The organism is Desulfolutivibrio sp. (genome assembly GCF_036584575.1).
In the GTDB taxonomy this organism is placed as follows: Bacteria; Desulfobacterota; Desulfovibrionia; order Desulfovibrionales; family Desulfovibrionaceae; genus Desulfolutivibrio.
The window spans coordinates 17279-41481 of record NZ_JAZHDB010000218.1; the positions used below are offsets into that span (position 1 = coordinate 17279).

18 protein-coding genes and 1 tRNA gene are annotated in these 24203 nt (G+C 64.5%); 3 read left to right on the forward strand and 16 right to left on the reverse strand.

Features of this window, described 5'->3' with window-relative positions:
- Window positions 1-67: 67 nt before the first annotated feature.
- The 5 genes from V3572_RS16065 to lysS all read right to left on the reverse strand — a co-directional run bounded on the left by V3572_RS16065 (window position 68) and on the right by lysS (window position 6777).
- A complete protein-coding gene (locus V3572_RS16065) occupies window positions 68-577 on the reverse strand; it encodes an OmpH family outer membrane protein (protein WP_332112037.1) in 510 nt (169 codons plus the stop codon).
- Between the two features lie 64 nt (window positions 578-641).
- Entirely contained in the window at window positions 642-3293 is a 2652-nt protein-coding gene (gene bamA / locus V3572_RS16070; protein WP_332112038.1) for an outer membrane protein assembly factor BamA, read from the reverse strand.
- Window positions 3280-3963 (reverse strand): ABC transporter ATP-binding protein, encoded by a 684-nt coding sequence (locus V3572_RS16075; RefSeq protein ID WP_332112039.1) that lies wholly within the window; start codon window positions 3961-3963, stop codon window positions 3280-3282. Before V3572_RS16075 ends, bamA begins: the two co-directional genes overlap by 14 nt.
- The gene (locus V3572_RS16080) at window positions 3956-5185 is read right to left on the reverse strand and encodes a lipoprotein-releasing ABC transporter permease subunit (protein ID WP_332112040.1); all 1230 of its coding nucleotides are present in this window, start codon (window positions 5183-5185) and stop codon (window positions 3956-3958) included. Before V3572_RS16080 ends, V3572_RS16075 begins: the two co-directional genes overlap by 8 nt.
- A gap of 2 nt (window positions 5186-5187) precedes the next feature.
- Window positions 5188-6777, reverse strand: coding sequence for a lysine--tRNA ligase (lysS, locus tag V3572_RS16085; RefSeq protein ID WP_332112041.1), 1590 nt, complete (start codon window positions 6775-6777; stop codon window positions 5188-5190).
- Window positions 6778-6942: 165 nt separating this feature from the next.
- Between lysS and V3572_RS16090 the strand changes: the two genes are divergently transcribed.
- A tRNA-Asn gene (locus V3572_RS16090) sits at window positions 6943-7018 on the forward strand.
- Window positions 7019-7158: 140 nt separating this feature from the next.
- Here V3572_RS16090 and V3572_RS16095 read toward each other — a convergent pair.
- From V3572_RS16095 to V3572_RS16105, 3 genes are all read right to left on the reverse strand, one after another.
- Window positions 7159-7812, reverse strand: coding sequence for a flavodoxin family protein (locus V3572_RS16095; RefSeq protein WP_332112042.1), 654 nt, complete (start codon window positions 7810-7812; stop codon window positions 7159-7161).
- A gap of 406 nt (window positions 7813-8218) precedes the next feature.
- Window positions 8219-9784 carry a methyl-accepting chemotaxis protein gene (locus V3572_RS16100; protein ID WP_332112043.1) on the reverse strand — a complete coding sequence of 522 codons (1566 nt, stop codon included), beginning with the start codon at window positions 9782-9784 and terminating at the stop codon, window positions 8219-8221.
- 6 nt (window positions 9785-9790) lie between these two features.
- Window positions 9791-10198, reverse strand: coding sequence for a bacteriohemerythrin (locus V3572_RS16105; RefSeq protein ID WP_332112044.1), 408 nt, complete (start codon window positions 10196-10198; stop codon window positions 9791-9793).
- A gap of 339 nt (window positions 10199-10537) precedes the next feature.
- Here V3572_RS16105 and V3572_RS16110 point away from each other — a divergent pair, with 339 nt between their 5' ends.
- Entirely contained in the window at window positions 10538-11722 is a 1185-nt protein-coding gene (locus tag V3572_RS16110; protein ID WP_332112045.1) for an MFS transporter, read from the forward strand.
- A gap of 136 nt (window positions 11723-11858) precedes the next feature.
- On the opposite strand, the gene V3572_RS16115 is transcribed toward V3572_RS16110, so the two are convergent.
- Window positions 11859-13910, reverse strand: coding sequence for a cache domain-containing protein (locus V3572_RS16115; RefSeq protein ID WP_332112046.1), 2052 nt, complete (start codon window positions 13908-13910; stop codon window positions 11859-11861).
- A gap of 597 nt (window positions 13911-14507) precedes the next feature.
- Between V3572_RS16115 and V3572_RS16120 the strand changes: the two genes are divergently transcribed.
- Window positions 14508-15629: a hypothetical protein gene (locus tag V3572_RS16120; RefSeq protein WP_332112047.1), complete on the forward strand. Its 1122-nt coding sequence runs from the start codon at window positions 14508-14510 to the stop codon at window positions 15627-15629.
- A gap of 51 nt (window positions 15630-15680) precedes the next feature.
- Here V3572_RS16120 and leuS read toward each other — a convergent pair whose 3' ends face one another.
- The 7 genes from leuS to V3572_RS16155 all read right to left on the reverse strand — a co-directional run bounded on the left by leuS (window position 15681) and on the right by V3572_RS16155 (window position 23715).
- The gene (gene leuS / locus V3572_RS16125; protein WP_332112048.1) at window positions 15681-18197 is read right to left on the reverse strand and encodes a leucine--tRNA ligase; all 2517 of its coding nucleotides are present in this window, start codon (window positions 18195-18197) and stop codon (window positions 15681-15683) included.
- Complete coding sequence (locus tag V3572_RS16130; RefSeq protein WP_332112049.1) at window positions 18194-19843, reverse strand: serine hydrolase; 1650 nt, start codon at window positions 19841-19843, stop codon at window positions 18194-18196. The genes leuS and V3572_RS16130 overlap by 4 nt, the downstream gene beginning before the upstream one ends.
- A 25-nt stretch (window positions 19844-19868) precedes the next feature.
- Window positions 19869-20366 (reverse strand): transcription antitermination factor NusB, encoded by a 498-nt coding sequence (gene nusB / locus V3572_RS16135; protein WP_332112050.1) that lies wholly within the window; start codon window positions 20364-20366, stop codon window positions 19869-19871.
- A gap of 103 nt (window positions 20367-20469) precedes the next feature.
- Window positions 20470-20940, reverse strand: coding sequence for a 6,7-dimethyl-8-ribityllumazine synthase (gene ribH / locus V3572_RS16140; RefSeq protein ID WP_332112051.1), 471 nt, complete (start codon window positions 20938-20940; stop codon window positions 20470-20472).
- 40 nt (window positions 20941-20980) lie between these two features.
- Window positions 20981-22204, reverse strand: a complete 1224-nt coding sequence (locus V3572_RS16145) for a bifunctional 3,4-dihydroxy-2-butanone-4-phosphate synthase/GTP cyclohydrolase II (protein ID WP_332112052.1) — start codon at window positions 22202-22204, stop codon at window positions 20981-20983.
- A gap of 265 nt (window positions 22205-22469) precedes the next feature.
- Complete coding sequence (locus V3572_RS16150; RefSeq protein ID WP_332112053.1) at window positions 22470-23144, reverse strand: riboflavin synthase; 675 nt, start codon at window positions 23142-23144, stop codon at window positions 22470-22472.
- Window positions 23145-23190: 46 nt separating this feature from the next.
- Window positions 23191-23715, reverse strand: coding sequence for a methylated-DNA--[protein]-cysteine S-methyltransferase (locus tag V3572_RS16155; RefSeq protein WP_332112055.1), 525 nt, complete (start codon window positions 23713-23715; stop codon window positions 23191-23193).
- Window positions 23716-24203 lie beyond the last annotated feature (488 nt).

Here is a 24203-nt window from a genome sequence, read left to right on the forward strand (position 1 = left end):
CCCGAAAGGCCGCTAGCGGCCTTTCGGGCGTTTATCTCGTGTGGCCGGGCCGGATGTCGGCCCGGGATTACTTGGATTTGTCGAATTCCTGACGCAGGGCGGCAGTGATGTCCAGCGCGGAGTCAAAATACGGCACGCTGCGGGCTTCCACAACCACGGTATAACCGTTTTTCTTGGCGTAGTCGGTCATGACCTTCTGCAGGCGGGTCAAAAGCGGCTGCAGGATCTGCTGCTGGGTCTCCTGCTCTTCCTGCTGCAGCTTATTACGCTCGTCCATGTATTTCTTGGCCTTGGCCTCAAAATCAGCGACCTGGGAGCGCATGGCGTCCTGGGACAGGGCCACGCTCTTTTTTTGCAGGTCTTCCTGCATCTTTTTCAGGTCTTCACCCTGCTGTCCCAGAGCCTTCTCCCGAGCCTCGAATTTGGTTTTCAGCTGCGAAAGGGCAGCTTTGCCAGCCTGAGAGGTCGCCATGGCCTCGTCCAGGTTGACGACCGCGATTTTCCCCTGAGCAGCCGCCGCAAGCGGCAGGGCCAGGATGGCGGCCACGATGCAAAGCGTCCGAAAAATACCGACCATGATGTATCTCCTTGCAATGTTTGTTGTCTGAGATAACGCGTAACCCGCCAGTACCCTGTTCTTCTTAAAACGACTGTCCCATGCTGAAGCCAATCTGGTGCGGCCAGAGGTCGTTGGCCTCGGCATCCAGGCCGTAGCCGTATTCCACCCGGATCAGACCCATCGGCGAATACCAGCGCAAGCCCGCGCCCACGCTCTTGTACAGATCCCAGTCCATGTCCGTATGTTCAGCCCAGGAATTACCGGCGTCGAAGAACACCAAGCCCCAGATGCCGTTGGCCTTGCTGATGGGATAGATGGTCTCAATGTTGGTGAAGAACATGGCCCGGCCGCCGATACGCTCGCCGGTACGGGAATCCTTCGGCGATATCTTGTTTTGTTCGTAGCCGCGCACGTTTTCGATGCCGCCCAGGTAGAAGCGCTCGAAGACCGGGATGTCGCCGCCGCCGTTGTTGAACAGGACGCTCGCGCTGCCGCGCCAATGGAAGACCAGATCCCACGGCAGGGGATGGAAGTAGTTGGACGTGATCGTGGGGCGGATGAAGTCGTCGCTGCCCTGCAGGATGCCGCCCGCGTATTCCAGGGACAGGGTGTTTTTGGTGCCCTTGGTGGGACGGGTGGAGCTGTCGGTGGTGTCGCGGTCGATCTCCGCCGTCAGCGAACTGCTCCAGTGGGTGCCCTCGGAGTTGGAGATGACGCTCGAGGAATACCAGTTGGTGTTGTAGACGCGGTAGCGGTCCAGGCGATAGGCCCAGGACAGAAGCGTGTATTCGCCCAGGGGATAGCCGAAGGTCAGCTTGCCGCCGATGGTTTCTTTGCTGTAGTCGTCGTAACGCTTGTAGAGGTTGTAGAGGGAGATGCCCGTGGTCAGGTTGGTGTCGTTGAACCGGGGGTTCATGAGCGACAGGATGAACCGGCTGGACGTGCCGCTGATCATGCCCTGGAACTTGGCGTTGTAGCCTTTCCCGAAGAGGTTGCGCTCCTCGACGGAACCGCCGAAGAACACGCTGTCGTAGGTCGAATACCCCGCGCCCAGGCTGAAGGCGCCGGTATTTTTGTCCTTGACCTTGACCTTGAGATCCACCTCGGTGGGGTTCTCGGTGGGCACGGTCTCAATATCCACCTTCTCGAAGTAGTCCAGCCTGTCCAGGCGCTCGTTGGAACGGCGGACCTTGTTGCCGCTGAACAGGTCGCCGTCGGCCAGACGCATTTCCCGGCGGATGACGTTGTCCCGGGTCTTGTCGTTGCCCTCGATGAGCACCCGGCGGATATAGACCCGGCGGCCTTTGTTGATCGTGTAGGCCACGTCGATGGTTTTCTCGGCGTCGTTTTTCATGAGATCCACGTCGGCCTGGGCAAAGGCATAGCCGAGGTCGCCGTAGATTTCCGTGAGCAGGTTTAAGTCGTCGCGCACCACGGAGCGGTCGAAATAGGCGCCTTCCTCGGCCAATTGGTCAAGCTTGATGATCTGCAACAGGGCGTCGTTGTCCATGAGCAGATCGCCGCCGAAGCTCACTTGGCCGACCTTGTAGCGGTCGCCCTCGTTCACCCGGAACACGACCGTGATCCCTTCGTCGCCGTATTCCACATCGGGCTGGCCGACCTTGATGTCCACATAGCCCCGGTTGGCGTAGAAATTCTCGATGGCCGCCGCGTCGCGCTCCAGCATCTCCTCTTTGAGCACGCCGCTGCCCGTGACCCAGGACCAGAAACGCCGCTCGGAGGTGGACAGTTCGTCATGCAGCTCGTCGGCGTCCACCTGGCTGACGCCCTCGATCTTCACCTCGCGGATGTAGAGCTTTTTCGGCTCCTTGACGATGATGTTCAGGCGTGCGATGCGCGGATCGGTCTGTTCCAGTTCGTAGTTGACTTCGGTCTTGTAGAAGCCGTCCTTGCGGTAGAGCTCCCGAATCTTTTCCAGATCCTCGGCCAGAACCTTGAGGTTCAGGATGGAACCGGACTTGGTGCTCATGGTTTCCAGAATCTTGTCCTGGTCCACCTCGCCCGAGCCGATGACCCCGATGGCCTGGATGCGCGGTTTTTCCTTGACCACGAAGACCAGTTTCTTGCCGCCGGGGACGTTCTCCAGGCGGATCTGCACGTCGTCGAAATATCCGGTTTCAAAGAGGCGTTTGAGGTCGTCGTTGACGGATTTGGGGTCGTAGGGCTGCCCCACCTGGGTCTTGGCCTTGAGGATGATGACATCCTTGTCCAGGATCTGGTTGCCTTCCACGGCCACATCCACGATGGCGTCTCCGGTCACCAGAAGCCCCCGGACCTTGCCGGCCAACTCCTTGGCGGCAGGTTCGAGCTGCATGATCTCCTTGGCCTGGGCGAACACCGACAGGGGCGCGCCCTCGGAGACGGGAACCAGGCGGCCGTCGATGCTTAAGGCCTCGCCGATCTGGGAGACGCTGCCGTATAGGGCATGGGTGGCCTTGGCCGCCGAGGCAAGCCTGCGGGCCGTCTGATCGTCCATCGGGCCGGTGGGTTTCTCCGTGGCCACGGCGATGCCTTCACGACGCAGATTTTCCGCCAGGATGCCCGGCAGGCTGGCGGCGATCCCCTTCTGGTCGGAGGCGGTGTTGACCGCAAACGGCAAAACTAGAATCTTGGTTCCCGATTGTCCGGACTGGGCATGGGACGGGAGGGTGAAGGCCAAAACTGCCAAAATGGCGTAAAGAGCCGCCCGCCCCGTGAATTTAAGTCCGTGCATAGAGTTCTCCACCGTGAAGTTCCAACCTTCGGCCCATAAGCGCGGCCAGGTTGTGGTTGTGGGTGACCACCACCAACGTCATGCCAAGTTCCGCGTTGAGGCGCGACAAGGCCTCTCCGACCCGGGAACCGGTATGTTCGTCGAGATTGCCGGTGGGTTCGTCGGCCAAAAGCAGTTTCGGCCGCATAAGAACGGCCCTGGCAATGGCCGCCCGCTGCCTCTCTCCCCCGGACAGTGTTGTTACCCTGTGTCCGGCCCTTTCATCAAGCCCCACGAGGGCCAGGGCGTCGGTTGCCAGGGACAGGGCCCTGGCATGGGGGAATCCTGCTATAAATCCAGGCATGGCAACGTTTTCCAAGGTTGTGAACTCCGGCAAAAGGTGGTGGAATTGGAAAACGAAGCCGATATCTTTGTTACGAATTTTTGCGGCCTGGGCCGGTTGCAGCGCGCCCATGTCGTTGCCGAGAAAAAAAATGTCGCCCGAGGTGGGAAGATCGAGGGCCCCCATGACGTGCAGCAGGGTGGTTTTTCCCGAGCCCGACGAGCCCAGGATGGCCATGGACTCTCCGGCCTGGATGGTCAGGCTCACGTTTTTGAGCACATCGATGCGTTCGGACGGCCCATGGTATTCCTTGGACACCCCGCGAAGCTCCATGAGCGCGTCATTCATGGCGCAACGCCTCCGCAGGCTTGAGCCTGGCGGCCTGGCGGGCCGGATACAGGGTGGCCAGGAAGCACATGGCCAGGGCCGTGGCCCCAACCAGGATCACGTCGCTTGCGGCCAGCCGGATGGGCAGGTAATCCATGGGATAGACGTCGCTTGGAATCTTGATGAACTGGTAGCGGCCAAGGGCCCAGCTCACGGGCAACCCCAGGGCGTAGCCCAGGGCCGTGCCCACCGCGCCGATGATGGCGCCCTGGAGCATGAACACCCGTCGGATGTTCTCGGCCGTGGCCCCCATGGACATGAGGATGGCGATGTCCTTGGTCTTTTCCATGACCAGCATGACCAGGGTGGTGATGATGCTAAACGATCCCACCAAGACGATCATCAGCAAGATGATGAACATGGCCGTCTTTTCCAGTTGCAGGGCCTTGAAAAGATTGCCGTTCATGTCGATCCAGGTGCGCACGTAGACCGGCATGCCGCCCAGGGTCTCGCGCACCTGTTGCGCCAGGGCCGCCACGGCGTAGACGTCGTCCACCCGAAGTTCGATGCCCGTGACCAGATCGTGCTTGAAGCCCAAGAGATCCTGAGCTGCGGCCAGGTTCACGTAGGCCATGGAGGTGTCGTATTCGAACATGCCGGAGCGGAAAATGCCGCGCACCACGAAGGTTTTGACCTTGGGGGTGAACCCGGCGGCGGACTGCCGCCCCGAGGGCGACAGGATGTTCACGGCGCTGCCCACCGTGACCCCGGTGCGTTCGGCCAGCTCCTTGCCCAGGATGATGCCCGGAAACGGCCCGGAGGCGTCCAGGTCGGCCAGTTGGCCCTGCACCATGTCCTTGGGCAGGCTCAAGACCTCCCCGGCCGTGGCCGGGTCGATGCCGCGCAGGATCACGCCCTTGACCCCGCCGGAGCTGCTGAGCATCACCTCCGTGTACACGAACGGGGTGGCCCCCAGGATGCCCGGGATCGCATCCAGCTTTTCGATGTTTGCGCGGTAGTCGCGCATGGCCCCGCCCATGACCCCGGCCACCATGTGGGCGTTGACCCCCAGGATCTTGTCCCGCAGGTCCGTGGAGAACCCGTTCATGACGCCCAGGACCACGATCAAGGCGGCCACCCCCAGGCCCACCCCCAGGATGGAGATGAGCGAGATGACCGAGATGAACGACTGTTTGCGCCGGGCTGCCAGATAGCGCAGGGCGATGAACAGTTCGAATTTCATGATCAGGAGGAGACCTCGGGGCGAAGCAGCGGAAACAGGATGACCTCGCGGATGGAGGACTGGTCGGTCAGGAGCATGACCAGGCGGTCGATGCCGATGCCCTGTCCGGCGGTCGGCGGCATGCCGTATTCCAGGGCCCGGATGTAGTCTTCGTCCATGCGGTGGGCCTCGTCGTCGCCGGCCTCTTTCTCGCGCACCTGCTCTTCGAAGCGCAGCCGCTGGTCCACGGGGTCGTTGAGCTCGGAAAAGGCGTTGGCCATCTCGCGCCCGGCGATAAACAGCTCGAAGCGGTCGGTGATGTCCGGGTTGTCCTTGTTGCGCCGCGACAGGGGCGAGATGTCCGTGGGATAGTGGTAGATGAAATGGGGCTGGATGAGCCTGGGCTCCACGAAGATGTCGAAGAGCTTGGCCTGGACCTTGCCAAGCTTTTCGCCCTTGAGCACCTTTTCCCCGTTTTTCTCCACATGGGCCTTGGCCGCGTCGAAATCCAAAAACATCTCCGGGGACAGCCCGCCGATTTCCTCCAGGGACTGGTGGAAGGTCATGCGGGTCCAGTGCCCGGGCGTCAGGTCGATCTCCCGGCCCTGGTAGTCGACGACCGTTTTGCCGCAGACCTTTTCGGCGATGCGGGCGAAAAGGGCCTCGGTCAGGTCCATGAGATCCGTGAAACGGGCGTAGGCCCAGTAGAACTCACACATGGTGAATTCGGGGTTGTGCTGGGTGGAGATGCCTTCGTTGCGGAAATTGCGGCCGATCTCGTAGACCCGGTCGAAGCCGCCCACCACCAGGCGCTTGAGGTACAGCTCCGGGGCGATGCGCATGAACAGGTCCATGTCCAGGGCATTGTGGTGGGTCTCGAAGGGCTTGGCCGTGGCCCCGCCGGGGACGGCCTGCATCATGGGGGTCTCCACTTCGAGAAAGCCGCGTTCGTTAAGGAAGCGGCGCATCTCGCCCACGATCATGGTCCGCTTGCGGAAGATCTCCGAGGTTTTTGGGGTGACGATGAGATCCACGTAGCGCTGGCGATAGCGCGTCTCCACGTCTTTTAACCCATGATACTTCTCGGGCAGGGGCCGAAAGGACTTGGACAGCAGGCGTATTTCCGAACAGTGCAGCGTCAGTTCGCCGGTCTTGGTGCGGAACAGGGTTCCGACGACGCCCACGATGTCGCCGATGTCGTATTTTTTGAACCGGGCGTAGGCGTCGGTCCCCATGTCATCGCGGGAGGCGAAGCACTGGAGCCTTTCTGAGGCGTCCTGGAGGTTGAAAAAGGTGACCTTGCCGAAGGAACGCAGGGAAACCATGCGCCCGGCGACCACGAAGGTGCGGCAAAGGGCGGCCAGGGCGGTTTCGTCAGCCGTTTCGTACTGGGCAAGGATATCCGGCAGGCTGTCGGATTTGACGAAGTCGTTGGGATAGATCTCACACCCCTCGTCAAGGAGCTGGCAGGCCTTGGCGATGCGGTTTTTGAGCACTTCGTTGAGTTCGCCCCCCTTGTCGAGGGCCTCAAGCAGTGGTCGGAAATCTTCCACCCGGTCGGACTTCACCGGGAGTTTGAATGGCTTGCGCTTGGCGCGGTCGTCGGTACCCAACTTGCGCGACTCCAGTGTGTAAACGTGTCGGTCAAGCGGGTATAGGTACGAGAAATACGGCCAGTCGTCAAGGAAAGCGGCCAGGAAAAGCGGGCTGGGCGAAAAACGGGGTTGACGGATGCCATATTGCTGGTTTAAGAAGCTCCCTCGCTTTTGAGGAATTGTTCCCCGGTAGCTCAACCGGCAGAGCGGGTGGCTGTTAACCACTAGGTCGGGTGTTCGAATCACCCCCGGGGAGCCAGCAAATTCAAAGGGTTAGGTCAATATGGCCTAACCCTTTTTTGCGTTGTGGAGGTGGTGTCCGCCTTTCAGGAGCTGCTCGCCGGGGATGTGTGTTCAAACGCGCAACACAGTCGTACCGCGTTTGCCGGGGGCGCGCCGTCAGGCCGGAGAACTCCCGGCCAACCTGCGGCCCAGATCCTGCGCCCTGGCGCAATCCTGGGGGAAGACCTCCTCGCGGCGTTTGCGCTTGGCCGCTTCGTCCCAGACCGTGGAAAGATACTTGGCATAGTCCGTGAACTGGTAGGTGTCCGTGCTCAAAAGCAGTTCGCAGGAGCCGAAGGTCCGGGCCATGTAGGCGCGAAGCCGCTCCATGGAGACGGTGTAACCCATATCCGCCAGGGCCTGTTCCGCGACGTTCATGGTGTAGAGGAGCGCCGTGGGGATGGTGCGCGTAAAAAGCGAGGCGTAACCCGGGGTGTAGGTCAGGTAGGGAAAGACCAGGCGTTCGATGAAACTGCGCATCATGCCGGATTCCGTGCCGAAATAGACGGGTGTCCCCAGGATGAGGGCGTCGGCCTCCCCCGCCTCCTCCAGAATCGGCGTCAGCCCGTCCTTGACCGCGCAGCGGCCGTAATTTTTACCGCCGATTCTCTTACACTCGAAGCAACTGGTGCAGCCCGTATATTCCAGGTCGTAGAGGTGGACGAGCTGTGCGTTTGCGCCGCCCTGCCGCGCCCCGTCCAGGGCGTGTCCGAGAAGGGTGGCGGTGTTCCATTTCTTACGCGGACTGCCGTTTATGGCCAGGATATGCATGGGGATCTCCTTTGTTGTCTCCCCCATACGACTCCCCGCCGGGCCGCGCAATCAGGCACAAAAAGGAAACTAAGGGACCAGGACGGAACCAGGTCGCCTGCGGGCGGAGCCGACGTTCATGCTCCGCAGGATCAGGAGACGCGCCTTGCGGTTTACGCCCGGGCCCTCCGGATCAGGCGTCATCTTCGGCAAGCACCACGATGCGGTCGCCGGCCGCAAAGGTGATGGTCTCCCGGTTGCCGGGGTTGAGCCGGACGCCGTAATTGGCCCCGGCGTCCGAGGCGGCGGCGATGCTCCTCCAGCCGAGGGCCGTTTCCGGGCGGCGGCGAGAACGTCCCGCTGCAGAAACGGCCCGCCTCCCACTGGGGAGACGGGCCGTCGCCGTGCCGCCGTGCCGCCGGGGCGATCAGACGTGGGCGGTCGGGCACAGGCCCATGGCCTTGACGCTTGCGGCCGTACGCGCCAGTTCCGCGTCGCGCAGGGTCGTGGCCGCCAGTTCGCGCACCTGGACCACCTGTTCGACCAGACGTTCCAGCTCCCGGCTGGCGTTTTGCACCTCGTCGTACACCTCCTTTGAATTGTCGGTGACGTTTAGGGCGCACATGTTGATCTCGAAGCTTGAGGCGCATTGCTGCTCGGCCCGGTGGGCGATGTCGTCGATCCCCCGGGCGGCGGAGACCATGGCCTCGGCTATGGCCGAAAACGAGTTCTCCACGGACTCGACCAGACCGCAGGAGGAGGCGATGTCCTCATTGGTCGCGGCCATGGCGTCCACGGCCCGCCGGGAGCAGGTCTCGATGGCCTGTACGGCCGTGCGCACCTCCCGGGTGGCCGTGATGGTTTTTTCCGCCAGTTTGCGGACCTCGTCGGCGACCACGGCGAAGCCGCGCCCCGCCTCTCCGGCCCGGGCGGCCTCGATGGCCGCGTTTAACGCCAGCAGGTTGGTCTGGTCGGCGATGTCGGAGATGATGCCGGCCACGTTGCCGATGCTTCCGGCCTCGCCCACCAACTGCGCCAGGATGAGTTGCAGGTTGTCGTAGGAGGCCACCACCTTGTGCGTCACCTCGGCGGTGCGTTTGATGGTCCCGGCCCCGTCGCGGGCCTGATTTTCGGCCCCGATGGCGGTCTGGGCGGTTTCTGCGGCCATGGTGGCCATCATGCGCACGTTGTCGGTCATCTCCTGCATGGCCTGGGCCACCTGCCCGGCCTGATCCTTGGAGTCGTGCATGGAGCCGACCAGGGAGACCAGGGTGTGGCCGATGTCCCTGGCCTGGTTCTCCAGGACAGCGGCCGCATCCGTAATGCGGGTGTTGATGTTCCGGATGGCCGCGCTTGCCGCCTCAAGGCGCGCAACGTCCCGGGAGGCCCCGGTCATGTCCTGGAAAAGGCACAGCCAACAGCCCTCGGCCGTGTCGATTTCCAGCAGATCCACCCGGAACAGGGACTCCCCGCCCAAAGGACGGGCGACGCGCAAAAGCGATCCGTCATAGTTCCCGCCGCGCAGGTTGTCCCAGGTCTTGGCGCTGGTCCGGGCGCAGAAGGCATCCATCGTGTCCTGGCCAGGCATCCCGTGTCCGGCGCCCATGAGGGCGGCCATGGACTCGTTGCGCCACTTCAGTTGCCCGGAACAGACGACCGTCATGCACGGAAAGGGCAGGCGGGCCAGCAGGTTCAGGGCTTGGAGCCGCTCCTGGCGCGCCGTGCCCAGTTGCCTGTCCAGGCTTTGTATCAGGTTGTCGGTTTCGGCCTCGACGGGGAGTTCTCCAGGGGGCAAAAGCGCCCGGAGCCTCCCCTGGAGGGTGGACATGGCCCGGCGGCTGGCCGCCCAACTGGTCATGATGGCCGCGACGCAGGCCATGGCCAAGGCCGGAACCGCCTTGCTCCATGGCCCGTCGAGAAATCCCGTCACGCCGACCGCTATGGCCAAGATGACGGCGGCGACAGCCGCAGTGAGGGAGAGTCCATGTTCCATGGCCGATTAGACGACGCCGGCTTTGTTGAGGAAGGGGCTGTATTTTTTGTCCGTGCCCTTGATGTGGTTCACCAGCCAGTTGGAGAGGAAGTTTAAGATATCCATGGACATGGCACACTTGCCGCTCTTGAGGTCTTGTTCCACGGCGATGACCTTGGCCACGAATTTGTCGTGCTCGATTTTGTGCGCCGGGTAGTCCGGATAGTTGTGGGTCTTCATGTGCCGCTCTTCCGTGGCGAAATGGCTGGCGGCATATTTTTTCATCTCGGCGACAATCTGCATGACAATCGCGTCGGCCTTGCCCTCCTTCATGGCGGTGTGCAGGCGGTTGACCATGTCGACCAGCTTTTTATGCTGATCGTCGATTTCCCGGATATTCACCGAAAGACGGTCGGACCATTCGAGAAGCGCCATGCTGAACCTCCTTGCGATTCAAGTTTTTAGAAAGTTCAAACACTTATCTAACGCGGATAAGTAGGACATGATTTATCCTATATAAGCGGTCGTGACAAGAGCCGAATTGTTTCCAAATCGTCAACGAACAGAAATACAACGTTTTATTTGTGAAAAAAAGTGCGAGACGAAAAAAAACGGGCGAGTTTGGCCGAAGTCGGAAGAAAAGGGTTGTCCGGCTGCGGGCGGTCATGACAGGAAGGGAGGGGCGTTCGGCATGCGGCCCGGTCTGGACGCTCCCGGGATTCTGCGAAGCCCGGGTGACGACGTTTTGCGACCCCAAGGGAGATTGTCCGCACCATGCCCCGCTGTACCTGGAACAGGGCCGATCTGCTCGTGCCCATGGCCATGACCCTGGCGGCCATCGCCACCATTTACGCCCCCCAGCCGCTTTTGCCGCTTCTGGCCGGGGAGTTTCATCTGGAACTGGCCACGGCCGCCCTGGCCGTGACGGCCACGCTTCTGCCCCTGGCCGCCGGGCCGCTTTTGTACGGCTATCTGCTGGAATCGGTCTCCACCAAAAAGACCATGGTGGTCTCCCTGGCGGTTCTGGCCGCCACCCAGGCCGGACTGGCCTGGGCGGACTCCTTCGGGGTGTTTCTGGCCCTGCGGTTCGTCCAGGGCCTGGCCGTTCCGGCGCTTCTGACGGCGCTTATGACCCACGTCGCGGCCTCGGCCACGCCGGAACGGGTCCATGCGGTCATGGCCACCTATATAGCGGTCACGACCCTGGGGGGATTTTCCGGACGTTTTTTCTCGGGGCTGGCGGCGGCCCAGTGGGGGCGTCGGGCGCCCTTCGCCGTGCTGGCCGCACTTTTATGCGGGTGTCTGGTCCTGGCCCGGATGCTGTCCGCCGACGCGCGCACCACCTTTGTCAAACCGTCACCCAGGGTCATCGGACAGGTGCTGGCCCGGCCCGGATTTCTCAAGGCCTACCTCATGGCCGCCTGCCTCTTTTTCGTCTTCACGGGCATGCTCAACATCCTGCCCTTCCGCCTGACGGAAATAGAGGGGCCGGTCTCCTCGGCGCGCATCGGCGTCATGTACCTGGGCTATCTGGTGGGCATCGCCGCATCCCTGTGGTCGCCCCGGGCGGCGCGCCCCCTGGGCGGGCGCAAGGCCGTTTTGGCCGTGGGGCTGGCCGTGGAGTCCGTCTCCGTGCTGGTTTTCGCCGTGCCTGCGGCCTGGGCCATCTTTGTTTCCGTGGTGATCCTGTGCGGGGGGATGTTTCTGACCCATGCCGCCGCCCCGGGCATCCTCAACGCGGCCGCGCCCCGGCAAAGGGGCGTGGTCAACGGATTGTACCTGGCGTTTTATTACAGCGGCGGGGTGCTGGGCTCCTACCTGCCGGGACTGGCCCGCGACATGCTCGGTTTTTGGTCGGCCGTGGTCCTGCTTTTCGCCGTGGCCCTGTGCGCCCTGGGGCTGGCCGCGAGCCTGGGGCACGGGCTCTTCGACGGCCATCGCCCCGAAAGCCCGGCCTGAAGGCCTGGCTGGCGCATGCCGCGTCCCGGGAACGCCCGCCGGGAGTATTGAGAAAAAATTCCCCCCGTCCTGTCGCCCCGGCGTCCCGGGCCGCCCCGGACCTGACGACCGGGCCGCCGGGCCGTCCCCCCTGACATCAGATGCGCACCCGGATGACGCTCAAGAGGTCGTTGGCATAGACGCCGTCGCGCTTGTATTCGCGGTATCCGGCGCTGTGGGCGCAGCCCACGGCATAGAGCCGGTCGTTTTCGGCCACCAGGTGCGAGGTGAACTGGCCGCAGGTGAGCTGGCAAAAGAGCTGGGACACGTCCACCATGTCGCCGGGCGCGATGTCCGGGTTGGTGGAGGCGATGACCCGGCCCCCGGGCTCCACGAACATGCCCTCGGATCCGTCCAGAATGTCTCCCTGCCCGTCCCGGGGCAGGCAGTCGCGCAGCATGGACAAAAACTGCGGCTCGGAATCGAACACGATGCCGATGCCGCCCAGGACGCGCCCGGGGTCGGCCAGGGAGGTGATGGAGGCGTTATAGATGTAGGTGCGCCGGGATGCGCCATCCTGGGCGTAGAGGTCCGTTGGCGCGAAGTCCGAGACGCAGTAGTGCTGGGAATCGACGAGGCGCAGGGTCCGGGAGACGAAATCGGCGTCCAGGACGCGGCCCACGTGATGGTTCTCGTCGGGGTTGGAGCAGGCCAGGATCGTGCCGCCCGTGTCGTAGACGAAGAGGTTGGTGTACACGGTGTAGAGGCTGTTGATGTAGGCCAGTATCTCGCGCATGCGGTCGCGCTCGGCGGGCTCCAGGATGGGGTTGTCCAGGAAGCGCCGGAAATCCGAGGTCAGCGCCCACCAGCGGCAGTCGTTGGCCCGCTCGTAGAGGTTGCGGTCCATGATGTCGATGGCCAACTGGGCCAGGAAACGCACGTCATGCAGGCGCGAGGAGGTCACCAGCTTGAGCAGGCCGTCGGTGGAGGTCTGGAAGACGTGCTGCACCTGGTCGCCGATCTTTTTGACCTCGTTTAAGACGTAGGGCAGGGCCTGGGCCTCCACCCGCTCCGAGAGGTCGGCCTGCAGGGACTTTTTGGCGGCCATGATCTCGCCGTTTTGCACCACCAACTCCAGGTCGGACAGCACGTTTTCCGAGGCCTCCTCCACCTGGACCAGGCGGCCGGAAAAGATGGCGTTTTTTCGGATGGCGCCTTCGTCCAGACCGTGGCCGTTTGATCCGTTGCGAAAGGCCGTGGTCACCCGCTTGGCCACGTGCCCGTACCAGGGCAGGCCGAAAAAGCCCTGGTAGCCGTTGGTGGCCAGGGTCTTGGCCAGATAAGGCTCCCCGGCGATCTGCACCATGTGGAAGTCGTCGCTTCGGGCCATGCCGTAGGTCCGTCCGGCCGGGGCCTTGGACTGGTCGCTGGTGGCGATGGCCTTGCCGGATTCGTCGAGGATCATGATGATGATGTCTTCGGAGGACTGGGCGAGGTTTTCGAAGATGCCGGCCATCTCCCCGGCGAAATCGAAGACCAGGCACAACACGCCCAGCGGCGCGCCCGAGTCGGGATGGCGGATGGCCTGGGAGTAGATGAGCACGTCGCCGCGCCCCGGGGCCAGATCGGATTCCCGGTAGGTCTCCACATAGGAATCGGCGGCCAGGGTCTCCTTGAAGAGCGGGTCGGCGGTGCGCAGGATGCGGTTTTCGCGGTCCAGGTGGGCCCGTACCCGGGCCTGGTCGTCCAGGACGATGATCTCGTCGTAGACCGTGTATTTGTCCCGGTATTCGCGCAGCCGCTCCTCAATGTGATCCACGGCGTCGGGATGGTCGTCGCGCTCCAGCAGAAAGCGCACCAGGTCGTCGTCCGTGGCCAGAAACCCCACGTCGGCGGTGCGCTCGAAGAGGTTGCGCTTGAGGATGTCGATGGCCACCTGGGCCACGGCGGAAATCTCCAGGACCACCTTCTGGGTGCTTTCCAGGACCAGGGTGTCCAAAAGGGTGGTCTGCAGGGAGGCGAAATTGTCCTGGGTGGTGATGATGAAATCAATCAGGGTCTGGGCGATGCGGCTGCAATTGATCTTGCCGGTCAGGGTGGCCCGGGTCCATTGCCGGTCCAGGCGGGTGAGCACGTTTTGGCATTGGGCCACGGAGGCCATGGCCGACAGCAGGGTTTTTTCGTGTTTCTTCACCAGATTTTTGTCCACGGGGAAAGCCTCTCATGATCACGCCGGAACAAGTATACGGGAATCTGCGCACCGGCGGCGTCAGGAGTTCTTTCTCCCGACCCGGCCCGGGCGTCCGGCTTCGGCGCGTCCAACGGCGTACAAAAGGAGCGCGAAGTCGACGAAACGGCCTGGCCGCACTGGGCCGTTCCCCATCCCTGGGAATGCAAAACGCCTGATGGATAACCCATAGCCTCCTTGTGTTGTCCGCCCCGCGTCAGATGCACGACAATTTTGTTGCATATGCTCCGAGGCGTGTGTTTCCACGGCCAGGGGCTGATGAAATGGTCCCCATAATGGCCAGCATGCAATAAAAATTCTTTAAATCCTGATGGTTCAGCCATCACTCCGGAATATGCGGGCGAAAGCCGGGAAAGGGTCAGTCGCGTGCAAAATTATTCGTTATTAACATAATCGTCAAGATGAAAATGATTATCATGTCTGGGCCGGTGGCCTGGAACCATGACCCGAAACCCGGAACACGGTGGGTTCGCACGGACGAAACGTCCTGACGCGCCGGGTGGACATCCGGCCCGGGCCGGGCTACTCCGGTCACAATCAAGAACCGGGAGAAACGCGATGCGCGTCACCATCCTTGCCTATGGCCTTGCGGCTCTGACCGCATGGCTGGCGGTCACCGGCGGTACGGCCGCCGCCCCGGCTTTCGCCCAGGACGATCCCTGGCCCCTGTATCTGGCCGCCATCACCGCCGCCGCGCCCCCCGGGGCCGGAAACCCGGATGGGAACTGCGTTGTCCCGGCCGAGGCGGGGCTTGAAGACGTGTCCGCGCCGGATCAGGTTATCGGAGACGGCACGCCGCAAAGCTGCACCAGCCAGGCCGTGGTCGAGGCCGTGGCCCGGGGCGGGGTCATGGTCTTCAACTGCGGCCCGGCCCCGGTGACCATCGTGTTGGCCCAGACCGCGAAGATTTTCAACGACACCGGGCCGCGCATCGTCATCGACGGCGGCGGCAAGGTGAGCCTCAGCGGCGGCGGGGCGCGGCGCATCCTGTACATGAACACCTGCGACCAAGCCCAGGTCTGGACCACGCCCCACTGCGACGACCAGGACCATCCCCGGCTCACGGTGCAGAACCTGACCTTTGTGGACGGCGACGCCACGGGCGAGGAGGACGGCGGCGGGGCCATCTTCGCCCGGGGCGGGCGGCTCAAAATCGTCAACTGCCGGTTTTTCCGCAACGCCTGCGACGCGACCGGCCCGGACGTGGGCGGCGCGGCCGTTCGGGCCTTCGACCAGTCCCAGGACTTGCCCCTGTACGTGACCGGAAGCACCTTCGGCGGCCGTGCGGGCTACGGCGGCGCGGGCTCCAACGGCGGGGGGATAAGCAGCATCGGGGTGTCCTGGACGGTGCAAAACAGCCTGTTCAGCCACAACCGGGCCGTGGGCTACGGGGCCAACCCGGCCCGGCCGGACACCCCGGGCGGGGGCAGCGGCGGGGCCATCTATGCCGACGGCGACACCTTCACCCTGTACCTGTGCGGCACGCGCATCGAGGACAATGCCGCCCGGGAGGGCGGCGGGGCGATCTTTTTCGTCAGCAACAACCTGACCGGAACCCTGCGCATCGAAGACTCGGTCCTGCGCCAAAACCCAAGCGAGGGCTTCGAGACCGAGGGCTATCCGGGCATCTTCTACCTGGGCGGCGGCCCCCCCGTGGTGGTCAACTCCGTCATCGAATAGCCCCGGCCACGGCGGACGAAGGCCAATGCCTTCCTTCGGCCCGGGCGCGGCCTATCCGGCCACCACGTTGACCAGCTTGCCCGGGATCACCACCACCTTGCGGATGGTCTTGCCGTCCAGGTGCCTGGCCACGTTTGGCTCGGCCAGGGCCAGCTTCTCCACCTCAGCCTTGGGGGTGTCGCGGCCCACGCTGATCTTGCCGCGCAGCTTGCCGTTGACCTGGATCACCACCTCCACCTCGTCGGTCAGAAGGGCCTTTTCGTCATGCACCGGCCAGGGCCGCTCGGACAGGCTGTCCCCATGCCCCATGGCCTGCCACAACTCCTCGCAGATGTGCGGGGCCATGGGCGAGAGCACCGTCAGGATCGTGGCCATGGCCGAGGACACTACCTTGGCTCCCTTGGGCTCGGCGCGCAAGGCCGCAACATTGGCGAAGAGGAAGTTCACGGCCTCCATGGCCGCGGCGATGGCCGTATTGAACTGGAAGCGTTCCCGGATGTCGCTGCCGGCCTTGTGGGCCAGAAGGTGCTCACGGCGGCGCAGTTCCTTGAACATCGGGGGCAGGGCGGCCAGCTCGGCGTCGGAAAAGGCCGCGCACGGCGAGGCGGCGCTCAAAAGTCCGGCCAGCTCCTCCGTGCCCAACCGCCACAGGCGCGACAAAAACCGGGCCGCGCCGTCGATGCCCGTGTCGCTCCAGTCCAGATCCTTTTCCGGGGGCGCGGCGAACAGCGCGAAAAGGCGCACCGTATCCGCCCCGTACTTTTTGATCATCACGTCCGGGTCCACCACGTTGCCCTTGGACTTGCTCATTTTCGAGCCGTCCTTGATGACCATGCCCTGGGTCAACAGGTGCGAGAAGGGCTCGTCAAAGGCCACGTAGCCTGCGTCGCGCAGGGCCTTGACGAAAAACCGCGAGTAGAGAAGGTGCAGGATGGCGTGCTCGATGCCGCCGATATACTGGTCCACGGGCAGCCAGTAGCCCACCTCGTCCGGATTAAACGGGGCGTCGGCTTTGCGCGCCGAGGCGTAGCGGGCGAAATACCAGGACGACTCGAAAAAGGTGTCGAAGGTGTCGGTCTCGCGCCTTGCGGCCTCGCCGCACACCGGGCAGACGGTGTTTACGAATTCCGGGGTCTCGGGCAGGGGCGAGCGGCCGTCGGGCCGGGTCTTGACCTCGCGCGGCAGAAGCACCGGCAGGTCGGCCTCGGGGACCGGAACCACGCCGCAGGCCGGGCAGTAGATGACCGGGATGGGCGCCCCCCAGTAGCGCTGCCGGGACACGTTCCAGTCGCGCAGGCGGTAGTGGACGCTACGGCGCCCCAGGCCCTTTTCTTCCATAAAGTCCGCGATGCGGGCCTTGGCCGTCTCGTTGTCAAGCCCCGTGAACGCACCCGAGTCCGACAGAACGCCCGGATCGGCGTAGGCCTGGGCCATGGCCGCCGCGTCCAGGGTCTCGCCCGGCGGGGTGATGACCACCTGCATGGGCAGGCCGTATTTTTGGGCGTACTCGAAATCGCGCTGGTCGTGGGCCGGAACGGCCATGACCGCTCCCGTGCCGTAGCCCATGAGCACGAAGTTGGCCACGTGGATGGGCATTTTGCCGCCGGTGAAAGGGTTTATGCAGAAGGCCCCGGTGAAAACGCCTTCTTTTTCCAGGTCGTCGGCCGTGCGCACGATGCGGTCCATGTTGCGCACCTTGTCCACGAAGGCCAGCACCTTCTCCTTTTCCGGCGACCCCGCGATCAGCTCCGCCACCAGGGGATGCTCGGCGGCCAGGCTCATGAACGTGGCCCCATATACCGTGTCCTGTCGGGTGGTGAAGACCGTCACGGCCTTTTGCCCCGAGGCCGTGGGCGTCTCCAGGGGGAAGTCGATCTGGGCCCCCACGCTCTTGCCGATCCAGTTGCGCTGCATGGTGAGCACGCGCTCGGGCCAGCCGCCCTCAAGCAGCTTCAGGTCGTCCAGAAGCTCGTCGGCATAGGCCGTGATGCGCAGGAACCATTGCTCCAGATCCTTTTGCACCACGGGGTTGTCGCACCGCCAGCAGCAGCCCTCGATGACCTGCTCGTTGGCCAGCACCGTGTGGCAGGTCTCGCACCAGTTTTGCGGGGATTTTTTGCGATAGGCCAGGCCGCGTTTGAGAAAGTCCAGGAAGAACTTCTGCTCATGGGCGTAGTAGCCGGGATGGCAGGTGGCCAGTTCGCGCCGCCAGTCGTAGGAATAGCCCAGGCGCCTCAGTTGCACGCGCATGGTGTCGATGTTCTCGAAGGTCCAGGCGGCGGGATGCACGCCGTGCTTGATGGCCGCGTTCTCGGCGGGCATCCCGAAGGCGTCCCAGCCCATGGGATGCAGGACGTTAAAGCCCTCCATGCGTTTGAAGCGGGCCACCACGTCGCCGATGGAATAGTTGCGCACATGCCCCATGTGGATGCGCCCGGACGGATAGGGGAACATCTCCAGGACGTAGTATTTGGGCCGCGAGGGGTCGGCCTCCACATGGAAGGTTCCGGTTTTTTCCCAGATTTCCTGCCATTTGCGTTCGACTTCTTGGGGCGCGTACTTGCTCATGGGCGTGTGGCTCCTTGGGGCGCGTCGCCGGGTTTGGCGGCCGGTTCGGATGGGCCGGGATCAGCGGCGACCTTGGTGAAAACGATGTCTGCGGCGTTTGGTTCCAAAGGGATGTCCAGCCGGGCGATGGCGCCGGAGTGGTCCATGTGAAAGGTGGCGGCCAGCCCGGACGGGGAGTCCCCGGCGGATTCGGCGTCGCCGACCTTGGCCGGGGCGTCAGCCGCCTCGGCCGGGCCCGTGCGGAACACGTCGTAGGTGACGTGGACCAGGGGCAGGGTCTCGCCGCCGCAATGGGCCGCAAGCCCGGCGTCCCGGAGTTCGATGCGCACCTCGCCGAAGGCCGGATGGCGATAGAGACCGGCATAGGCCGAAAGGTCATGCGTGGGCGGCGCGGGATGCTCCGGGGCGGCCAGCGTCGCCGCGGCCTTGGCCGTGCGGACCTTTGCGGCCTGGGCGCGGTCGGCCTTGGCCCGTTCGGCCCAGGGGAAGGGGGACAGGCTGAGCAGCCGGTCGTAAATCTGAAAGGCCACGATCTCCGGCAGGGGGGCGCCCATGCGGTTGGTCAGGACCACCACGCCGAGCCCGTCGCCCGGCATGAAGGAGGCCAGGGCCTTGAATCCGTCGATCTCGCCGTCGTGCAGCACCAAAAGATGGCCCCGGTAGGCGCTCACGCCCCAGCCCAGGCCGTAGCCGCCGAAGGGAATCTCCGGGTTGGGCTGGCCCCGGGGGGTGATGATCTGGGGGGTGTGCATCTCGGTCATGGCCGTCTTGGTGATCAGGGCCTCGTCGCCGACCCGGCCGTCCTGGAGGTGAAAGGCCAGCCAGCGGGCCATGTCCGTGGCCGAGGCGAACATGGACCCGGCCGGGCCGAAGGGGGTGATGTCCGCGAAGGGAATCTCCGCGAATCTGCCCCGGCGTGCGCCGTAGGGCCTGGCGAAATCCGGCGAGGCCTGCGCCGCCTGGGGCGAAAAGGAGGTGGCGGCCATCCCCAGGGGGGCCAGCAGCCGCCCGGCCACGAGATCCTCCCAGGACTGCCCGGAGACGACCTCCGCCAGCCGCCCGGCGGCCACGTACATGAGGTTGCTGTATTCGAATCCGGCCCGCAATTCCTTGTTGGGCGGCAGGTGGCGCAACAGGGCCACGGCCTCCTCGCGGCTGACGTCCGGCCGCATGGCCAACAGGGCGTCGTAGCGGGGCAGCCCCGTGCGATGCAGGAGCATGTCCCGGGGGGTGACGTGGGCCGTGGCGTAGTCGTCGTACATGCGAAAGCCGGGCAGGATGTCCCGCACCGGGGCGTCCAGGCTCATGGCCCCCTGGTCCGTGAGCAAGGCCAGGGCGGCGGCGGTGAAGGCCTTGGTGCAGGAGCCGATGGCGAACACGGTGTCCGGGGTGACGGGCAGCTTTTTGTCCACGTCGCGCAGGCCGAAGCCCTTGGCGTAGACGGTCACGCCGTCCTTGACCACGGCCACGGCCGCGCCGGGAACCTGCCAGTCCCCGAGGGCCTGGTCGATGAAGGCGTCCAGGCCGTCCAGGAGGGCCGCCGTGTCGGCCGCCGCGCCCTGCTCCGCGCCCCGGGCGTCCGCCGAGGCGGCCAGGGTCAGGACCGAGGCCAAAAGGAGCGTCAGGAGGGCAAGCGGCGTGGGCATGATCGTCTCCGGCGTCCGGGAGGGGTCACAGGCCCTTGCGGATGGTGAATTCGCCATTGTCCACGGCCCTGGCCACGGCGTCGAGGATGCCGTTGATGAAGGTCGGGGAGTTGTCGTCGCCGTAGGTCTTGGCCAGCTCCACGGCCTCGTTGATGGCCACCCGCAGCGGGATGTCCTGGCGGTGCAGGATCTCGTGCATGGCCAGCCGCAGGATGGTCAGCTCCACCTTGGCGATGCGGGCGAGTTTCCAGTTCTTGGAGAAGCGGATCACCACCTCGTCGAGTTCCCGTTGGCAGGCCCAGGCCCCGAGCACCAGTTCCCAGGCGAAATCGCGGTTTTCCGGTTTGGCCGGGACTTCGTCGTCCCGGGGGCAGGCGGCAAAACGCCGGGCCAGGGACTTTTCATCGGCCGGGGGCTCGAAATGCAGGCCGTAGAGGATCTCGAAGGCCCGTTTGCGGGCCTTGCGGCGGCCGCCTTTGGACCCTTCGGGAGCGGACGGGTCCGTCGTGGGGGAGTCAACCATGTGTTGCAAACTCGGAGCGGGTGAACCGGATGGCCGGTCCCCGCGGATTTGAGATCGGGTTTGGGAAAAAAGGCCCCGGACCGGGGGCCTGCCGGACCAGGCGCTACAGCTGTTGCAGCACGCGCACCATTTCCAGGGCGGCGGCCGCCGCCTCCACGCCCTTGTTGCCGCCCTTGCTGCCGGCGCGTTCCACGGCCTGCTCCAGGGTATCCACGGTGAGCACGCCAAATCCCACGGGCACGCCGGATTCCAGCGAGACCATGGCCAGCCCCTTGGCGCATTCCCCGGCCACGAAATCGAAGTGCGGCGTGGCCCCGCGAATGACCGCGCCCACGCAGACCACGGCGTCGTATTCGGCGCTGGCGGCGAGTTTTTTGGCGGCCAGGGGGATTTCGAAGGCCCCGGGCACTCGGACGATAAGCATGTCTTCGCGCCGGGCCCCGTGCCGGGTCAGGTAGTCCACGGCCCCGCCCACCAGCTTTTCGGTGATGAAGTCGTTGAAGCGCCCGGCCACGATGGCGAATTTGAGTCCCTCGGCCTGGAGTTTGCCTTCCACGGTGCGGATGTGTTGCATGGCGTGCGGTTCCTTCTTTGTATGTAGGGGATGCGGCGGCTTATTTCCGGCCGCCGGATTCGTCCAGATGCAGGATGTGCCCCATCTTTTCCTTCTTGGTGCGCAGGTAGCAGGCGTTCTCCTCCACGGGATCGACCTCGATGGGCACCCGCTCCACCACCTCCAGGCCGTAGCCCTCAAGCCCCACGATCTTTTTGGGGTTGTTGGTCATCAGCCGCATCTTGGAGACGCCCAGGGCCACCAGGATCTGGGCCCCGACGCCGTAGTCGCGCAGATCGGCCTTGAACCCGAGCTTGACGTTGGCGTCCACCGTGTCCAAGCCCTGGTCCTGCAGGCAGTAGGCCCGGATCTTGTTGGCCAGGCCGATGCCCCGGCCCTCCTGGCGCATGTACAGCAAAACGCCCTTGCCCTCGGCCTCGATCATGCGCATGGCCCGTTGCAACTGGTTGCCGCAGTCGCAACGCATGGAGCCGAACACGTCGCCGGTCAGGCATTCGCTGTGCACCCGCACCAGGGTGGGTTCGTCCGGGGTGATGTCCCCCTTGACCAGGGCTAGGTGGGCCCGGGAATCCGTGTCCGCGCAAAAAGCCACGGTGCGGAAATGGCCGTAGCAGGTGGGCAGGTCGGCCTCGGCGGCCTTGCTCACGGACAGGTGCCCGAACTTCATGCGGTAGCGGATCAGATCGGCCACGCTTGCGATTTTAAGTCCGTGGGTCTTGGCGAATTCGATCAGGTCCGGCATGCGGGCCATGTTGCCGTCGTCGCGCATGATCTCGCAGATCACGGCCGCGGCCTTGAGCCCCGCCAGCTTGGCCAGGTCCACGCCGCCCTCGGTCTGCCCGGCCCGCACGAGCACGCCGCCCTCCTTGGCCCGAAGCGGAAAGATGTGCCCCGGGACCACGATGTCTTCGGGCCCGACGCCTTCGGACACGGCGGTAAGGACGGTGGTGGCCCGGTCGAAGGCCGAGATGCCGGTGGTCACGCCGAGCTTGGCCTCAATGGATACGGTGAACCCGGTGCCGAACGGCGACTTGTTCTGGTCGGTCATCATGGGCAGGCCCAGGCGGTCGATGAGCTCGCCGGACATGGGCAGGCAGATCAGGCCCCGGCCATGGGTGGCCATGAAATTGATGATCTCCGGGGTCACCTTCTCGGCGGCGATGGTCAGGTCGCCCTCGTTCTCCCGGTCCTCGTCGTCGACCAGGATGACCATGCGCCCCTGGCGGATCTCCGCAATGGCTTCTTCGGTGCTGCAAAGTGGCATATGCTTCCCTCTGCGGGGCGGTCCCGGACGGGTCCGGGAACCCCTGGCGGTCTTATGGTGTGCCTCTTAAGAAATGCCCTGGCATTTTTTAAGAAAAAAGAAATATTTCAATATATCCGTCTCGAAATATCGACGCTCGGACATCAAGGATGCACGTCCGCGTCCGCCCGGCGTGCGCCCGCCGTGGGCCAGATCGGGAGGGGCAATACTGTAAAGGAGGCCCGGGGGCAAGGCAAGGGCCGCCCGGGGCGTTTTCCGGGGCCGGTCAGAATCCGTTGCCGCGCAAAAAGGCCTCGGTCAGGCCGCCTGGGGCCGCACCGGCCGGGCCGGGCCGCGTCCCGGCCCCGGGCAGGAAGGGGCCGAGCATGCGCCGCACGTATTTGCCGATGAGGTCCGTCTCCATGTTCACGGCCGCGCCCGGCTTCCATCCGGAGATGGTGGTGGCCTTTTGCGTCTCGGGGATGATGTTCACGGTGAGAAAATCCGGGCCGCAGTCGTTGACCGTAAGGCTTATGCCGTCCAGGGCCACGGAGCCCTTGGCCACCACCATCTCGCCGTGCTCGGCCGGAAATTTCAGCCGGTAGATGCGCGACTGTCCGGCGGCGACGATGGACTCCACCTCGGCCAGGCAGTCCACATGCCCCGACACCAGATGCCCGCCCAGGCGGTCGCCCAGGCAAAGCGCCCGTTCCAGGTTGACCGTGCTTCCGGTTTTGAGCTGGCCCAGGCTGCTTCGGGCCAGGGTCTCGGCCGAGGCATAGGCGGAAAATTCGTTTTTACCCGCCGTCTCCACAGTCAGGCAGGCCCCGTTGACGGCGATGGATTCGCCAAGGACGATGTCCGGCAGGGGGAAAAGGGCCGTGATGGACAGGCGCGTCTCGCGGCCCATGCGGGACAGGGCGGCCACCCGCCCACATCCCAAAACCAGTCCGGTGAACATGCGGTGATCCTTCAAACAGATGTTGTTGGTCGGCTTCGGACGGGGGCTAGGCCGAAAGCACCCCTTCCAGGACCAGGAGCCAGCGTTTCATGGGCAGCCCCGGCCCGAAGCCGGTCAGGTCGCCCTTTTTGCCCACCACCCGGTGGCAGGGCAGGACCAGGGGGAAGGGGTTCGTGGCCATGGCCCGTCCGGCGGCCCGGGCCGCCGTGGGGCGGCCGGTCATGGCCGCCAGTTCCGAATAGGTGATCACGGTCCCGTGGGCAACCCGGTACAGGGCGTCCAGGGCCGCCTGGTGAAACGGGGTGAGCCGGGAAAAATCCAGGGGGAGCTCCGGCCAGCGCACGTCCTCCCCGGCCACGTAGCGGGAAAGCGCCTGCTGCATGGCCCGGCCGGTCTCCGTGACCACATGGAGCGCGGCCGGGATCTTCGCGGCGGCCTGCGGCGCGGCCGCTTCCACCGGCCCGGTTTCAGGGGATGATCCGTCGGCCCAGCGCAGGGTGATTTCGCGGATCTTTTCTGCGTCCCAATGGAGGTCGAGGGCCAGGGGTGCGGCGACCACGGTTTCGATCATGGCGGTTCTCCGGGGTGAATGGACTTTTCCTCCCCTATCCGGATTTCAGCGGAAAGGCCACTGTTCGGAAGCGGGGCGGCCCGGGCGGACTCGAAGGAGCCCAGCGGCCTGTATGCTGTCCGGCCGGGCTCGGGGTCGGCGGCAAACGTCCGGCTGCGACGAATTGCGCTGCGCTCCACGTCGCCGCCGTCCGTTTCCGGCGACCCGTCGCCCGGCCAGGGCGTTCCCGTTGCGCTCGGATAACCGCGAAGAGGCAAAACAACAGAGTGTGCCTCATGGAAGGGGATGGGGTTTCAGGGACCATAAGTCCCGTCGCCCGGCCTTGGAAATATGTCCTGTCGCGGTGAACCGTAAGAGGCGGTCCTGTTACGGGATTCCAAAGGGCGAAGCCCTTTGGCCGCCGGAGGCCTCCCCACACCCCCCCCCATTCACCTGTCAACATTGGCGGCGGCTTCGGCATTCCGTATCGCCCGGAGCAGCAGCCGCTG

What these genes read in the sequence shown, in the direction of transcription:
- V3572_RS16155 (WP_332112055.1), bottom strand. Translation starts at nt 23,715, where the DNA reads ATGATCGAAACCGTGGTCGCCGCACCCCTGGCCCTCGACCTCCATTGG.
- V3572_RS16120 (WP_332112047.1), top strand. Translation starts at nt 14,508, where the DNA reads ATGCGCGTCACCATCCTTGCCTATGGCCTTGCGGCTCTGACCGCATGG.
- V3572_RS16095 (WP_332112042.1), bottom strand. Translation starts at nt 7,812, where the DNA reads ATGCATATCCTGGCCATAAACGGCAGTCCGCGTAAGAAATGGAACACC.
- V3572_RS16065 (WP_332112037.1), bottom strand. Translation starts at nt 577, where the DNA reads ATGGTCGGTATTTTTCGGACGCTTTGCATCGTGGCCGCCATCCTGGCC.
- bamA (WP_332112038.1), bottom strand. Translation starts at nt 3,293, where the DNA reads ATGCACGGACTTAAATTCACGGGGCGGGCGGCTCTTTACGCCATTTTG.
- nusB (WP_332112050.1), bottom strand. Translation starts at nt 20,366, where the DNA reads ATGGTTGACTCCCCCACGACGGACCCGTCCGCTCCCGAAGGGTCCAAA.
- leuS (WP_332112048.1), bottom strand. Translation starts at nt 18,197, where the DNA reads ATGAGCAAGTACGCGCCCCAAGAAGTCGAACGCAAATGGCAGGAAATC.
- V3572_RS16105 (WP_332112044.1), bottom strand. Translation starts at nt 10,198, where the DNA reads ATGGCGCTTCTCGAATGGTCCGACCGTCTTTCGGTGAATATCCGGGAA.
- ribH (WP_332112051.1), bottom strand. Translation starts at nt 20,940, where the DNA reads ATGCAACACATCCGCACCGTGGAAGGCAAACTCCAGGCCGAGGGACTC.
- V3572_RS16075 (WP_332112039.1), bottom strand. Translation starts at nt 3,963, where the DNA reads ATGAATGACGCGCTCATGGAGCTTCGCGGGGTGTCCAAGGAATACCAT.
- V3572_RS16150 (WP_332112053.1), bottom strand. Translation starts at nt 23,144, where the DNA reads ATGTTCACCGGACTGGTTTTGGGATGTGGGCGGGTGGCCGCCCTGTCC.
- V3572_RS16145 (WP_332112052.1), bottom strand. Translation starts at nt 22,204, where the DNA reads ATGCCACTTTGCAGCACCGAAGAAGCCATTGCGGAGATCCGCCAGGGG.
- V3572_RS16080 (WP_332112040.1), bottom strand. Translation starts at nt 5,185, where the DNA reads ATGAAATTCGAACTGTTCATCGCCCTGCGCTATCTGGCAGCCCGGCGC.
- V3572_RS16100 (WP_332112043.1), bottom strand. Translation starts at nt 9,784, where the DNA reads ATGGAACATGGACTCTCCCTCACTGCGGCTGTCGCCGCCGTCATCTTG.
- V3572_RS16110 (WP_332112045.1), top strand. Translation starts at nt 10,538, where the DNA reads ATGCCCCGCTGTACCTGGAACAGGGCCGATCTGCTCGTGCCCATGGCC.
- V3572_RS16130 (WP_332112049.1), bottom strand. Translation starts at nt 19,843, where the DNA reads ATGCCCACGCCGCTTGCCCTCCTGACGCTCCTTTTGGCCTCGGTCCTG.